At 71.8% G+C, this 14,547-nt stretch carries 10 protein-coding genes and 1 pseudogene; 7 read left to right on the top strand and 4 right to left on the bottom strand.

Going from position 1 to position 14,547, the window contains the following annotated elements:
• The first annotated feature begins 179 nt into the window (after positions 1–179).
• Positions 180–1,091 (top strand): SDR family oxidoreductase, encoded by a 912-nt coding sequence (locus AC24FB_RS04705; protein WP_425715661.1) that lies wholly within the window; start codon positions 180–182, stop codon positions 1,089–1,091.
• A 31-nt stretch (positions 1,092–1,122) separates the two neighbouring features.
• Here AC24FB_RS04705 and AC24FB_RS04710 read toward each other — a convergent pair whose 3' ends face one another.
• Positions 1,123–1,578 (bottom strand): SRPBCC family protein, encoded by a 456-nt coding sequence (locus tag AC24FB_RS04710; protein ID WP_425715662.1) that lies wholly within the window; start codon positions 1,576–1,578, stop codon positions 1,123–1,125.
• A gap of 221 nt (positions 1,579–1,799) precedes the next feature.
• Here AC24FB_RS04710 and AC24FB_RS04715 point away from each other — a divergent pair, with 221 nt between their 5' ends.
• Entirely contained in the window at positions 1,800–2,423 is a 624-nt protein-coding gene (locus AC24FB_RS04715) for an HAD family hydrolase (protein ID WP_425715663.1), read from the top strand.
• Between the two features lie 88 nt (positions 2,424–2,511).
• Here AC24FB_RS04715 and AC24FB_RS04720 read toward each other — a convergent pair whose 3' ends face one another.
• A complete protein-coding gene (locus AC24FB_RS04720) occupies positions 2,512–3,765 on the bottom strand; it encodes a multidrug effflux MFS transporter (protein WP_425715664.1) in 1,254 nt (417 codons plus the stop codon).
• Positions 3,766–3,933: 168 nt separating this feature from the next.
• Positions 3,934–7,548 (bottom strand): metallophosphoesterase, encoded by a 3,615-nt coding sequence (locus AC24FB_RS04725; protein WP_487561089.1) that lies wholly within the window; start codon positions 7,546–7,548, stop codon positions 3,934–3,936.
• Positions 7,549–7,742: 194 nt separating this feature from the next.
• Between AC24FB_RS04725 and AC24FB_RS04730 the strand changes: the two genes are divergently transcribed.
• The 5 genes and pseudogenes from AC24FB_RS04730 to AC24FB_RS04750 all read left to right on the top strand — a co-directional run.
• Positions 7,743–8,849 (top strand): serine hydrolase domain-containing protein, encoded by a 1,107-nt coding sequence (locus tag AC24FB_RS04730; RefSeq protein WP_425714846.1) that lies wholly within the window; start codon positions 7,743–7,745, stop codon positions 8,847–8,849.
• Between the two features lie 166 nt (positions 8,850–9,015).
• Positions 9,016–9,777 carry a MerR family transcriptional regulator gene (locus AC24FB_RS04735; protein ID WP_425714845.1) on the top strand — a complete coding sequence of 254 codons (762 nt, stop codon included), beginning with the start codon at positions 9,016–9,018 and terminating at the stop codon, positions 9,775–9,777.
• An 85-nt stretch (positions 9,778–9,862) separates the two neighbouring features.
• Positions 9,863–10,180, top strand: coding sequence for an acylphosphatase (locus AC24FB_RS04740; RefSeq protein ID WP_425714844.1), 318 nt, complete (start codon positions 9,863–9,865; stop codon positions 10,178–10,180).
• 145 nt (positions 10,181–10,325) lie between these two features.
• Positions 10,326–10,958 (top strand): acyl-CoA-like ligand-binding transcription factor, encoded by a 633-nt coding sequence (locus tag AC24FB_RS04745; protein WP_425714843.1) that lies wholly within the window; start codon positions 10,326–10,328, stop codon positions 10,956–10,958.
• A 205-nt stretch (positions 10,959–11,163) separates the two neighbouring features.
• Positions 11,164–12,510 (top strand): annotated as a pseudogene (locus tag AC24FB_RS04750) (DHA2 family efflux MFS transporter permease subunit); the annotation flags it as partial.
• 128 nt (positions 12,511–12,638) lie between these two features.
• Here the strand turns inward: AC24FB_RS04750 and AC24FB_RS04755 are convergent.
• Positions 12,639–14,435: a BCCT family transporter gene (locus AC24FB_RS04755; protein ID WP_425714841.1), complete on the bottom strand. Its 1,797-nt coding sequence runs from the start codon at positions 14,433–14,435 to the stop codon at positions 12,639–12,641.
• Positions 14,436–14,547 lie beyond the last annotated feature (112 nt).

The raw sequence follows: 14,547 nt of genomic DNA on the forward strand, positions 1-14,547 counted from the left end.
CCGATCGCCCCGGCCCGCCCACGGGCCGGCCATGCGGCCCCGACGCAGATGCGTCGGGGCCGCGGTGCGTCCGGTTCAGCTCGGCGGATCCATCCACGCCTCCGTTCGCCCGACCGACGACCCGGTGAACCGACCCGCCTCCACTCGCGCGACCGACGCCCCGGTGCGAGGCTGGAGACATGAGCGAGAACGACCTCCACCGAGTGGGCACCGACGCCGCACGGCTGGCCGGCGAGGACGGCGGGTTCCCCGCCCAGGAGCAGGAACCGCCCGGTCTCACCGCCGCCATGGAGCCCCGACCCGACCACGGGGAGGAGTCCTACCGCGGGAACGGCCGGCTCGCCGGGCTCCGTGCGCTCATCACCGGTGGCGACTCCGGCATCGGTCGCGCCGTGGCGATCGCCTACGCCCGTGAGGGCGCCGACGTGGCGCTGTCCTACCTTCCCGACGAGCAGGCCGACGCCGAGGACACCGCGGCGTGGGTGGAACGGGCGGGACGACGCGCCGTTCTCGTCCCGGGCGACATCCGGGACGAGGAGACGGCCCGGACGGTGGTGCGCGACGCCGTCGCGGGGCTCGGCGGTCTCGACGTGCTCGTCAACAACGCCGGGGCGCAGTGGGCACGTCGCGAGAACGGGATCGCGGACGTCACCACCGAGCAGATGGACGCGATCGTCAAGGTCAACCTCTACGCGCTGTTCTGGATCACCCAGGAGGCCCTCCCGCATCTCGGCCGCGGATCCTCGATCATCAACTGCGCCTCGATCCAGGCATACGACCCGTCGGTGAGCCTCATCGACTACGCGTCGACGAAGGCGGCGATCACCAACATCACGGTCAACCTGGCGCAGGAGCTGGGCGAACGCGGGATCCGCGTCAACGCGGTGGCTCCCGGCCCCATCTGGACGCCGCTCCAACCCGCCACCAAGGGCGCGGACTCGATGCCGGCGTTCGGTGGTGACACCCCGCTGGGACGGGCGGGCCAGCCGTCGGAGGTGGCGGGCGCCTTCGTGTTCCTCGCCTCGCCGGAGGAGGCGAGCTACGTCTCCGCCGCCGTCCTCGGCGTCACCGGCGGCAAGCCGGTGTTCTGAGCCGGACGGTCGCGCAGCGCCGGCTCGCGGGTCAGCTCTCCGCGAGCGCCTTGAGCCGTTCGATCGAGGCGAGGAGGTTGGCGCTCGTGGTCGAGCGTGCGCGCTCGTGGCGGCGTTCGTCGTGCAGCTGCGTCCAGTCGTAGGTGTGGGTGACGAGCGTGCGGCCCTCGCCGATCTCCTCGAGCTCCCAGCGCCACACGTGCCCGGCGGGCTCCTCGCCGACCCCGCCGGGCATCCAGGCGATGAGCCGGTCCTGCTCGAGCTCGGAGATCGTGTTGGCGCGCACCTTGCCGCTCGTGTTGAGCATCTCGAAGACCTCGCCGACCTCGCGGACCTGCTCGGACCGGGACGACCGCACGAGGTTGTCGTTGCCGTCCCAGCGCGGCTGGTTGGCGGGCACGGCGATGAGCTCGAAGATCTCGGCGGCCGGCGCCGCGACCTCCGCGCTGGCGTGCACGATCCGCGACTCGCCCGAGGGTGTGTCCATGCGGTCATCCAACCACCGCACCGGCCGTCTGCCCAGGGTCGCCGGCGGGTCGCCGGGCGCGCAGCGGCACGGATCCGTGCGGCCGCCGGCAGGGTGCCGGGCCCGGCAGAGCGTACCGGGACCCGGCAGGGCGTGCCGAGGGCGCCGGTACGGGCGGTCGGGCCGGTCGCGCGGGTCGTGCCCGACCACCGGGCAACCGTCCGCACGTGCAGACTGGGCGCATGCGGCGACACATCGTCTGGGACATGGGCGGGACCCTGGTCGACACCTACCCCGCGGTCGACGCCGCGATGGTCGAGGTCGTCCGGCGCCACGGGGGTGAGGTGACTCCGGACGAGGTCGCGGCACTGACGAGGCGTTCGACCGGGGTCGCCGTCGAGGAGCTGGCACGGCGCTACGACATCGACGCCGCCGAGCTCGAGGAGTCGCAGTCCGAGCTCAAGGCCGGCTGGGTGCGCACTCCCCCGCCCGTGATGGACGGCGCGCGCGAGGCGATGGCCGCGGCCCGTGCGCTCGGCGGCCTCAACCTCGTGGTCACGCACCGCGACCGGGCGAGCGCCACGAGCCTCCTGACGAGCCTCGGGCTCGAGGTCGACGACCTCCTGTGCGCGCCGGACGGGTTCCCGCGCAAGCCGGACCCCACGATGTACTCCGAGGTGCTGGGCCGGCACCGGCTGGACCCGGCGGGCTGCCTCGCCGTCGGTGACCGCCCGATCGACGCCGAGGCCGCCCGTGGGGCGGGCGTCGACAGCGCCGCGGTCGTCACGCCGGGACTCGATCTCGACGACGGCGGGGCGCGCTGGCGGATCAGCTCGCTGCACGAGCTGCCCGGCCTCCTGGGCTGAGCCCCGCGCACGACGGCCGCGCCCCGACCCCCCGCGCGGACGGGGGCGCATCCACGTCCGCCCGCGGGCACCGGGCGATCGGGAGCGGTCAGGCGAGGTTCGTCGTCGTGCGGTCCGACCCGGCAGGCTCGCGGCGCAGCGCGAGGTAGGAGACCCAGGCGAGGGCCGATCCGACGACGAGGACGAGCCCCATCGGCACGGCGTCGTCCTCTCCGTTGATACCGACGATCGGCGAGATGAGTCCTGCGAGGAGGAACTGGGCTGCGCCGAGGACCGCCGAACCGGTCCCGGCCGAGGAGGTCAGGGCCTGCATCGCGATCGCGGACGAGTTGCCCATGAACAGCCCGATCGAGGCGGCGACGACGAACATCGCGACGAGCGTCGGGACGAGGGTGGGGCCGACGAGCGCGAGCACGAGGAGCGCGACGGCGCCGGCCGCGAGCAGGGCGAGCCCCACGCCGACGACGGACAGGATCGGCACCCGACCCGCGAGCCTCATCGCCAGGCCGCCCGTGGCCATGATGCCGAGGGAGTTGACGCCGAACACGACCGCGTACTGCAGCTCGCCCAGGCCGAGGATGTTCTGCAGGACGAACGGCGAGGCCGAGATGTAGCCGAAGAACGCCGCGAAGCCGAGGGTGAAGACGCCGGTGGCGAAGAGGTAGGTGCGGTTGCGCAGGACCTCGCCGGCACCGACCACCAGTCGGCGCAGGCCCCCGGACCCGCGCCGCCCGGCGGGCAGGGACTCGGGCACCACGACGACGACGAGCACCACCATCACGCCGACGAGCGCGCACACCACGAGGAAGATCGTGCGCCAGTCCCCGACCGCGAGGATGCCGCCGCCGATGCTCGGGGCGAGCGCGGGCATGAGGCCGCCGAGCACCATCATCAGGCTCATGAGCCGGGCGGTGCGTGCCCCGCGGGTCATGTCCGTGATGACCGCGCGGGACAGGACGATCCCGGCCGCGCCGCTCATGCCCTGGACGAAGCGCATGACGACGAGAACCGTGACGTTCGGGGCGAGCACGCAGGCGATGCTCGCCGCCAGGCAGACGATCGTGCCGATCAGCAGCGGCCCGCGCCGACCGAGCGCGTCGGAGAGAGGGCCGATGACGAGCTGACCGAGCGCGAGCCCCACCATGAACGCGGTGAGGGTGAGCTGGACGGAGGCCGCCGTGGTCCCGAGGTCGTCCTGCATCTGAGGGAAGGCGGGCAGGTACATGTCGGTCGCCAGCGGGGAGACCGCGGAGAGCAGCGCGAGCGTGGCGACGAGCCAGATGGTGGGGCCCGCGGGTGCCGTGCTCGCGGCGGTCGTGCCCGCGGCGGTCGTGTCGTTCACTGGCGTTCCTCACGGTGCGGGGGCCGGGTGGTCCCGTGATCCACGACGGAGGCCCGGAACCCCTGATGGGGTCCCGGGCCTCCGTGCCTGTCCTGGGCCGCCGACAGACGTGTCGGTCAGCGGCGAACGGTCAGACTATCCGCCTCACGTTCCGGCGGGTGAGGTGGGTCAGCGGCGGATGCCGACGGTGTCGGTGCCGTTGCCGTCCCAGTCGCCGACGAAGACCTCGTCACCGGAGCGGCCGTAGTCCTGCTCGATCTCGGCGACCGTGGACGTCAGCGAGTTCGAGACGAAGAACGTGATCCCACGCCGCACCGCGAACGTGTCGACCGCGTCACCGTCCCAGTCACCGACGTACACCTCGTCCGTGGCCCGGCCGTAGGCGAGCTCGGAGTCCGCGTTCCCACCGGTGAGCGAGTTGGCGATGAAGTACCGGTTCCCCCGACGCACCGTGAACGTGTCGATCGCGTCGCCGTCGTAGTCACCCACGAGGACGGCGTCGGGGGCGCGGCCGTAGTCCAGCTCGGTCTCCGCGTCCCCGGACTCCAGGGTGTTGGACACGAAGTAGCTGTTCCCCCGGCGCACGGCGAAGGTGTCCACGCCGTCACCGTCCCAGTCACCCACGAGCACCGTGTCGCTCGCCCGGCCGTAGTCGAGCTCGACGTCCGCGTTCCCGCCGTACAGCGAGTTGGACAGGAAGTAGCTGTTCCCGCGACGGACCGCGAGCGAGTCGCTCCCGTCACCGTCCCAGTCACCCACGAGCACCTCGTCACCGACCCGGCCGAAGGAGAACTCGTGCTCCGCGACCGCGTCCCAGCCGTCGTTGAGGTAGAACCCACGCCCCGGAGTCGGCGGCACCGGCTCCGGCCCAGGCTCCGGCTCCGGGTCGGGGCCGGGCTCCTCGCCGCCGTCGGACGTCGTCGTGAAGGTCGCGACCGGCGAGACGGCCTCTCCGCCCGTGGCGTTCTGCGCGACGACGTACCAGCCGTAGGTCGTGGCCGGCTCGAGGCCGGACCACTCGACGGTCGCGGTCTCGCCGGACGCGACGGTGTCGGTGCCGATCTCCTCGTCGGAGTAGGCGGTGACGAGCACCGAGTCGGTGGCGATCGAGGTGGTGCGCGTCGTGAGGTCGATCGGCACGGTGAAGTCGTCCTCGGTGCCGTCGTAGTCACGGTTGGTGGCCGAGTCGAACTCGTTCGCCCCGAAGTTGTCGAGGCGGGCGGAGTAGGTGTCCACCGTCAGCTCCGAGCGGTCCACGTCGAACTGCAGCAGGCGCATGAAGCCGGCGGTCTTCTCGTCGTCGACCAGGTACTCCTGGTAGTCGGCGAGCAGCTCGACCACGTGGTGACCGGGCTCCGCGACGTCGTGCCGGACGTTGGTCCCCACGCCGTGGACGTGGCCCGAGAGCACGAGGACGATGTTCGGGTTCTGCGTGACGACGTCGTTCCAGAGGTTCTGGCCCCAGTGCGCGGTGTGCGTCGCCCCGCGCGCGTCCGGCGCCGTCGAGGCGTTGATGTACTCGTGCGAGGCGAGGATCGCGTTGCGGTCCGGGTACTGCGCGAGGATCTCGTTCGCCCAGGCCAGCTCCTCGGCCGTGGCGAGGTAGCCGAGGTGCACGACGACGAAGTCCAGCCCGCCGGCGGAGAACAGGTCGTAGTGGTTCTGGTTGTCGCCCTCGCGCCACGGGCCGCCGTACTCCGCGTTCTCCCAGTTCTCGGACAGGGCCTCGTACCGCTCCGGACCGAAGTACTCGTTGTAGAGCGAGTTGTCGTTGCCGTACCGGTTGTCGTGGTTGCCGGGCAGGACACCGTTGGGGATGCCGGCATCGTCGAGGATCGACTGCGCCTCGTCGGCGACGTCGTACTGCGCCCGGGCGTGGGCGATCCAGTCCGGGTCGTCGGTCACGACGGTGTCGTCGTTGACCAGGTCACCGGTGTGCAGGGCGTAGGCGATGTTCCGCTCGTCGGCGTTGTCCGCGATCCACTGCGTGGTGTCGACGTAGGCGTCCCGGAAGCGGTCCGCGGCGGCGCCCTCCTGGTCGACGGCGCCCTCGGACAGGTACTGGGTGTCCGTGTTGTGCGCGATCGCGAAGTCGTAGGTCTCCGGGTCGCGGAACGAGTCGGCGACGGGGTCCTCGATGTCGTCGGCGAAGGGGTCGTAGCCCTCGACGAGCAGGTGGACGGTGCCGTCGTCGACGTGCTGGGCGTCGGCGGTCCCGCCGAGCTCGGTCGCGCCGTCGGCGGTGCCGCGGGCGTCCTGCAGGAGGTCCCAGGCCAGCTCGACGCCGTCCCACACGTAGAGGCGGGCGCCGCGGGCCGGGTCGACCTCGCCGGACCAGGAGACGATCTGCTCGCCGTCGCTCTCGACCGGGACGTCGAACCGCTGGTACGTCACGCCCTCGGCCGCAGGACTGCGCAGCACCTCGTCGTCGCCCGGGGCGAGCGGCGCGGCGTCGGCCTCCTCCTGGCCGGTGAGGTCGAGCTGGCCGAGCGGGAGCTCCTCGGTCGTGCCCTGGTAGGCGGCCGACGGCAGCTCGGGCTCGGCCACGTAGAAGGTCGCGTCGACGTCGTCGCCGTGCGGGTCCGTCACCGTTGCCGCGAGCGGCGCGTCGAGCCCGACGCCGGCGGTCCCGGTCGCGGGCGACAGGTCCGCGATTCCCGGGGTGTTCGGGGCGGAGGTGAACTCGACGACGTGGCGCGAGGTGGTGCCGAGCGCGTCGGTCGACTCGACGACGAGCTCGTGGGCGCCCTCGCTCAGGGTGTCGGACGAGATCGTGGTGCCGGCCGCGATCGGGGTGCCGTCGAGGGTGAGCGCGACGTCGCCGGTCACGCCGGCCTCGTCCGCGACCTCGGCGGTGACGACCGCGTCGCCGAGGAGGTGGTCACCGTCGGTGGGCGTGGAGGAGACGAGCGCGGGGCCGGTGTTGTCGACGACGATCGTGCGCTCGGTGGTCGCGCCCGCGTCGGTCGTCACGGTCAGGGTGTGCTCGCCGTCCTCGAGCGCGGTGGTGTCGAGCTCGAGGAGCAGGCCGGAGTGCTCGTTCGGCTCGGCGTCGACCGTGAACTCCGTGGTGAGGAAGCGGGGCTTGCTGCTCGATCCGCAGTTGCCGTCACCGATGTTGTACAGCCCGTCCGCGCCCGGGGCGGGGCCGGTGGTGGGGTTGGCCGGGTTGCTGAACTGCTCGCCGCCGGGGATCTGGAGGCGGAAGTTGCCGATGACGACGTCGTCGTGGTTGATGCCGCAGGTCGAGGCGCGGGTCCCGGTGTGGAACTCGATCTCGTTGTGCCCGAGCGTGACGAGGTCGGCGGGGAGGTTGATCGGGTGGTCGTTGACGTTGGCGATCTGCTCGAGGATCCCCACCCGCTCGCCGTTGACCATGAGGTAGTTGCTGTAGGCGATCTCGACCGCGGCGGTGACGTCGAGGACGAACGCGGCATCGGTCTCGGCAAGCGCCTCGGCGCCGAGGGTGACCCGCGCGTCCTCGTCGGCGACCCCGTCGATCTCGATGTTCGCGGGGTTCTCGCCGGCCACGCTCGGGGTGGTGACGACGGTGTGCACACCGCTCACGCGCTCGCCCTCGTCGACGTTGACGGTCGGCTCACCCGCGGCGACCTGGCCCGGGTCCGGCTCGACCGGACCGTAGTCGGGCTGCGCGGCGCCGGGGGCCGCCGGGAGGGGGATCGCCCCGCCGTCGTCGGGGGTGGCAGCGGCGGGGACCGTGGCGGTCACCACCGCGAGCGCCGCGGCCGAGGCGAGCAGCCCCGAGGTCCAAGATCTACGCATCGTTGACATCTCTCCAGACGGGTACGGCCGGCCCGAGGGAGCCGGAGGGGGAGCCGTGTGACGGGCAACCCGGACGATGTCATCCGAAGGTGAACCGGACGGGCCCGTTCGGTGAACTCCCGCCCCGGGACGGACGCCCGGACCGCGGCCGCCCTCCCGTTCCGCCCGCCGGGCTCCGGCGGTAGGTTGGCGATATGCCCGCGACGACGAGGTCCGCGCTCACCCGCCACGTCGACGAGGGCACCGTCCCCGGGGTGGTTGCGACACTCGGCCGGGACCTCGATCCGGTCGCGGTCGGCCACCTCACCGTCGGCGGACCCGCCGCGTCCCCGGACGCGATCGTGCGCATCCAGTCGATGACGAAGGTCGTCACCGCCGTGGCGGCGCTGCGGCTCGTCGCGCGCGGCGACCTCGACCTCGACGCACCGGTCGACCACTGGGTGCCCGAGCTCGCCGATCGGCGTGTCCTCGTCCACCCGGCGGCGGGATTGGACGAGACCGTGCCCGCGCGCCGACCGATCACGCTGCGCCACCTCCTCACCAACATGTCCGGCTACGGCGCCCTCGCTCCCGGCTCCCCGCTCGCCGACGCGATGGCGGCGAACGGGACCGAGGCCGACGAGGCCCCGCCGCGCCTCGGCCAGGACGACTGGCTCGCCGCGCTGGCCACGCTGCCCCTCGCAGTCCAGCCGGGCGAGGGCTGGCGGTACCACCACTCGTTCGGGATCCTCGGGATCCTGCTGGGCCGGGTCGCCGGCACCTCGACCGCCGTCGTCCTGGCCGACGAGCTGTTCGGCCCGCTCGGCATGACGGACACGGGCTTCGTCGTCCCGGCGAGCCGGGCCCACCGGCTCCCCGCCGCCTACCGCCGCGGGGCCGACGGGTTCGAGGAGATCGAGCCGGCCGGCGGGGGCTTCTACGTCGCCCCGCCCTTCGAGGTGGGGCACGCCGAGCTCGTCTCCACGCTCACCGACCTCCACGCGTTCCTGCGGGCGCTCGCGGCGGGAGAGCTGATCCCCGCGGAGCTGCTCACCGCGCTCCGCACGGACCAGGTCCCGGAGACCGCCAAGACGCCGGAGAGCTTCTTCCCCGGCTTCTGGGACTCCACCGGGTGGGGGTACGGCGTCTCGGTCACGACGTCCGGGCCGTCCGCCGGCCGGTGGGGGTGGTCGGGCGGGCTGGGCACGGACTTCTTCGTCGCCCCCGACGGCAGCATCGGCATCCTCCTCGCCCAGGTCGCGATGGACGAGCGGGTCCTCGGGATGCTCACGGAGTTCGGCGCGCTGCCCACGGACGGCTGAGCGCCCGGGACAGGCCGGCGCTGACCGACGCCGGACGAATGACCACCGAGCACCGGCTGGTGGCCGTGAGCGGGACCACACGACGGCGATGCCACCGCCCCTTGCGATTGACGCGGCGTCAAGCGGAACGGTGGTGCGTGCACCGATCGCGACGAACGGAGGAGCCATGCCGGACCAGGAATGGTCGATGCAGGAGATCGTCCGGCTCACGGGTACGACGAGCCGGACGCTGCGGCACTACCAGGCCGTCGGCCTGCTCGTGCCGGCGCGCACCGGCCACGGGGGCGTGCGGTTCTACGACCGGGCGGGCCTGCTGCGGCTGCAGCAGATACTCGTCCTGCGCGAGCTCGGGCTGGGTCTGCCGCGGATCGGCGAGGTCCTCGAGGAGGACGTGCCGGTCACCGAGGCGCTGCGGGCGCACGCGGAGCGGCTCGACCTCGAGAGCGAGCGGCTCCGCGTCGTCGCCGGATCGGTGCGGTCCACCATCACCATGATCGACGAAGGAGGAGAGCTCGTGGCACGCGACATGTTCGACGGGTTCGACCACACACAGCACAAGGACGAGGTCGAGGAGCGGTGGGGCCACCAGGCCTACACCGACTCCGACGCCTGGTGGCGCTCGCTGACCGATGCCGACAAGGCGGCCTTCCAGCGCGAGATCCAGGACGTCGCCGAGGGCTTCGGCGACGCCTCCGCGCGGGGCCTCGACGTCCGCAGCGACGAGGTCCAGGCGCTGGCCCGCCGCCAGTACGACTGGATCGGATCCGGGTGGGGCGGCACGTCCCCGAGCAGGGAAGCGTTCATCGGCCTCGGCCAGATGTACGTCGACGACCCGCGCTTCGGCGCGACATACTCGGACGAGGGCCGCAGCTACGCGGCCTACGTCCGGGACGCGATGACGGTCTTCGCCGAGGACAACCTCGCGTAACCGTCCGGGCCGGCGGGAGCCGGCCCGTGCGGGGCGGTGTCCCGGACCTGGCACCGCCCCGCGGACGGTGAGGGGGACACGAGCGATGGCCACCGTGCGAGTGATCGTCAGCGGCCGGGTCCAGGGCGTCGGCTTCCGGGCGGCGTGCCGGGAGGCAGCGCGCTCACGGTCGGTGTCGGGTTGGGTCCGAAACACGGGCGACGGCCGGGTGGAGGCCCTCCTGACGGGTGCGCGCCGCGACGTCGACGCGGTGCTCGAGTGGTGCCGCTCAGGTCCGCCGGCGGCGCGCGTGGACGCGGTCGACGTCCGGCCCGTCGACGCCCGAACAGCCCCCGGCGGTGCCGTCGCCCGCCGCACTGCGGGCGACGACGACGCACGACAGCCTGACTTCGAGATCCGCTGAACGGCACGCACGACACCGGCGACATGGGCGACCTCCTGATCCTGCCCGGGCCGGGTGCCCTGCGCGGCCGCGCCGGACGACGACGCCTCCTCGCCACATCGCTGAACTTGCAGAGTCTGCATGTTCGGACCTGGCGTCGTCGTCGATGACCGACCCGAGCACCGCACCGGCCCCCCTCGGCAGGCGGGAGCAGCGCAAGCAGGAGACGCACCGGACCATCCGAAGCACCGCCCTCGACCTGGCGCTCGAGCACGGCATGGAGTCCCTCACCGTCGACGCGATCAGCGCGGCCTCCGGTGTGTCCGCCCGCACGTTCTTCAACTACTTCTCCTGCAAGGAGGACGCCATCGTCCCGGAGACCTCCGAGTCGGCGGACGTCTTCTGTCGATCGATCCTCGCCCGGCCGCCCGACGAGCCGCCGTTGCGAGCGATCCGGGTCGGCATCGTCAGCAGCTACCGGCTCGGTGAGGTCCGGCCGGACCGGGAGCGCCTGCAGTCACGGCAACGCCTGGTCCACGCGCACCTGCCCCTGCTCACGCGCCAGCTGGCGCAGTACGTGCGCCTCGAGCAGAGCCTGGCCGAGGCTCTCGCCGAGCGCCTCGGCACCGGGCCCGACGACCTGCGGCCCACCCTCCTCGCGGCCGTGGGCGTCCTGCGGGTCTCGATCCGCCGGTGGACGACGGGCGACGAGGCCTCGCTCGCCGACCTTGTCGACGCCGCGTTCGCCGAGCTCGAGCACGAGGGCATCGCCGAGCCCGACGTGCGGCTCACGGGCTGACCCGGCCGCGCACGAGACCCGACCGACACTTCCGACGACGACAGTCCCCCGCGAGCCGCGGGCGGACGGACCGAGAGGCTGCACCCTGACCAGCGACGACACTCTACCGGAGCACGAGCGCGGCTCCTCGTCCGACGACGGCGCCGCCCGCGACGGCACCGCCCGCGACGGCACCCGCTCCCCCGCGCCCGTCAACCGCAACGTCCTGCTGACGGTGCTCATCTCGGGCGCCTTCGTCATCATCCTCAACCAGACGCTGCTCAACACGGCGCTGCCGGCCTTCATGGCGGACTTCGGGATCTCGGCCAGCCAGGTCCAGTGGGTGACGACGATCTTCATGCTGGTCAACGGCATCATGATCCCGGTCACGGCCTACCTCATCCGCCGGTTCACCACCCGCGCCCTGTTCCTCACCGCGACGGGCCTGTTCACGGTGGGGACGGTGGTCTGCGCGGTGGCACCGGTGTACCCCGTGCTGCTCGTCGGTCGCGTGATCCAGGCTGCCGGCGGCGGGATCATCATGCCGCTGGCCCAGACGATCCTCTTCGCGGTTTTCCCGCTCGAGAAGCGCGGCACGGCCATGGGGACGTTCGGGCTCGTCATCGCGTTCGCCCCGGCGATCGGCCCGAGCCTGTCCGGCTGGATCATCGACCACCTGCCGTGGCAGTCGCTGTTCGTCATGATGCTGCCGATCGCGGTGATCGACATGATCGTCGCCTACGTCATCCTGCGGAACGTCACCGAGCGGTCGGACCCCCGTCTCGACGTCGCCTCGATCGTCCTGTCGACCCTCGCTTTCGGCGGCCTGCTGTTCGGGTTCGGCGCCGCCGGGGACGCGGGCTGGGCGAGCGCCCAGGTGATCGTGCCCCTCGTCGTCGGGGCCCTCACGCTGGTGGCGTTCGTCCACCGGCAGCTGACCATCGAGGACCCGATCCTCGAGCTGCGCGTGCTGCGCCACCCGATGTTCGCCCTCAACACCGCGCTCGGGATGTGCGTGTTCATGGCGATGGTCGGCGGGATGCTCGTCCTCCCGCTCTACATGCAGGAGATGCGCGACTACTCGGGCATGGAGTCCGGGCTGGCGCTCCTCCCGGGCGCGGCCGTCATGGGCCTCATGTCGCCGGTCACGGGCCGCATCTTCGACCGGTTCGGCGCGAAGGCGCTGAGCATCGTCGGGTTCGTCCTGCTGACGGCGACCACGTTCATGCTGGCGCGGCTGTCGACCGACACCACCTTCGCCTACATCGCAACGGTCAACGCCGTGCGGATGCTCGGCACGGCCATGGTGATGATGCCGGTGACGACGGCGGCGCTCAACGTGCTGCCGCCGAGCCTCATCCCCCACGGCACGGCGCTCAACAACACGCTGCGCCAGGTGGCCGGCTCCGTCGGGACCGCGGTGCTCGTCACCGTGATGTCCGGCGCCGCCCGCGACCCCGAGGTCTACGGGCCGTCGGGAGCCATCCACGGTGCGAACGTCGCGTTCGCGGTGGCCGGGGCGATCGGCGCACTCGGCGTCGTCGGATCGTTCTTCGTCCGGGACTCACGGCCGGGCGCGAGCGTGGCCCGACTCAGGCACCCGAGCGGTAGCGCGCCCGGGCCCCGCCACGCGACGACGGTCCCGTCGGCCGACGAACGTGTCGTCGGCCGACGGGACCAGACGTCGCCGTCGGTCGGCCGTCAGCGCGGGTCGTCGATGTCGACGGCCCGGCCGTACTCCTTCGGCGCGCTGCCCGTGCGGGCCGACAGCGTCCGCCCCTTCTCGCGGCGCCACCGCCTCGATGGCCGCTCGACGTACGGGTCGCGCATCTCGGGCGCCTCCTCCGCGGCCTCGGGGGTGACGACCACGTCGGTCGTGTCGTGCTCGTCCTCGTCGTGCCGGCGCTCGAGCTCCTCCGGGGGCAGGACCTTCTTCCAGCGCCTCGTCCGGATCGGCGGGAGCTCGCCCGCGTCCTCCCGCAGCGCGCGCATGAGGGCGTACATCTGGAAGTACGCGATGACGAAGAACGGGAGTCCGACGAGGATGATCGTCGACTCGAGCGCCTTGAGCCCGCCCTGCCCGGAGAACACGAGCAGGGTGGCGGTGATGAGGCCGACGGCGATCGCCCAGAAGATGCGCTGACCGAGCGGGTTGAAGTCCTCGTGCCCGTTCGCCATCGTGTCGGTCACGAGCGCGGCGGAGTCCACCGAGGTGACGAAGAAGATCACCACGAGGATGATCGCGATGACCGAGATGACCCCGGCCCCCGGGTAGTGCTCGAGGAACGCGAACAGGGCGCCCGGGACGTCCTCCTGGTCGACGACTCGTTCGACGAGTCCCCCCTCGCCGTTCAGCTCGATGTCGAAGGCAGAGAAGCCGAAGATGCCGAACCAGATCACCGAGAACCCCGCCGGGATCGCGAGCACGCCGGAGACGAACTGGCGGATCGTGCGGCCCTTGGAGATGCGGGCGATGAAGATCCCGACGAACGGCGACCACGTGATCGTCCAGGCCCAGTAGAAGACGGTCCACGTGTTCTGCCACCCGGTGTCCGCGAACGTGTCGTTCCAGAAGGCGAGCTCGGGCAGGTTGACGAGGTAGGACCCGAGGGACTCGATCGTGCCCTTGAGGACGAACAGGGTGGACCCCGCGAACAGGACGAAGAGGAGCAGGGCCACGGCCATGACGATGTTGGCGTTCGAGAGGACCTTGATGCCCTTCTCCAGGCCGAGCGCCACCGAGATGAGGGCGACGCCGCACACCACCGAGATGATGATGAGCTGCCAGGCGGCGTTCTCGGGCACGCCCCACAGCTGGGACAGACCGCCGTTGATCTGCAGCGTGCCGAGGCCGACCGAGACGGCGATGCCGAAGACGGTGCCGACGATGGCGACGATGTCGATGAGCTTGCCGATCGGCCCGTGGATCCGCTCACCCAGCAGCGGCTGGAAGATCGAGCTCACGCGCGGGGGCAGGTTGCGCTTGTGGATGAAGTACGCGAAGCACAGGGCGGGCAGCGTGAAGATCGTCCAGGTGTGAAGCGTGAAGTGGTAGAAGGTGAAGTTCATGGCGTCGGCCGCAGCAGCCGTCGTCGACGGCTCGATGCCGAGGGACGCCCCGCGCGGCGGATCCCCGAAGTGGCTGATCGGCTCGGCCACCCCCCAGAACATGAGGATGCTGCCGATCCCCGCGGCGAACAGCATGGCGAACCAGGCGGGCCCCGAGTGCTCGGGGGGTTCGTCGTCGGGCCCCAGCTTGACCCGGCCGAACCGGCCGACGGCGATGAAGATGAGGAACGCGAGGAAGACCGTCACGCCGAGGATGTAGAACCAGCCGAGGTTCGTCATCAGCCAGCTCGAGGCGGCGCCCACGGCGGAGTCGAGGGGGCCCGTGAAGACGATCGTGATGATGACGAAGCCGATGAGGATCGCCGCCGAGCCGAAGAAGATCGCGGGCGATGTCCGGAGGCGCAGGAGGTCGTGCAGTCGATTGAGCATCGGTGGTCGGCTCCTTCGATCGTGGAGTCGCCGGCCACGATCCGTTTGCGACCGACTCGTGTGGTGCACCTGACAGTCGCGCCTACGTTACTCAGCAGACAGTGACGTGCAA

It is taken from the genome of Georgenia sp. Z1344, assembly GCF_057652375.1.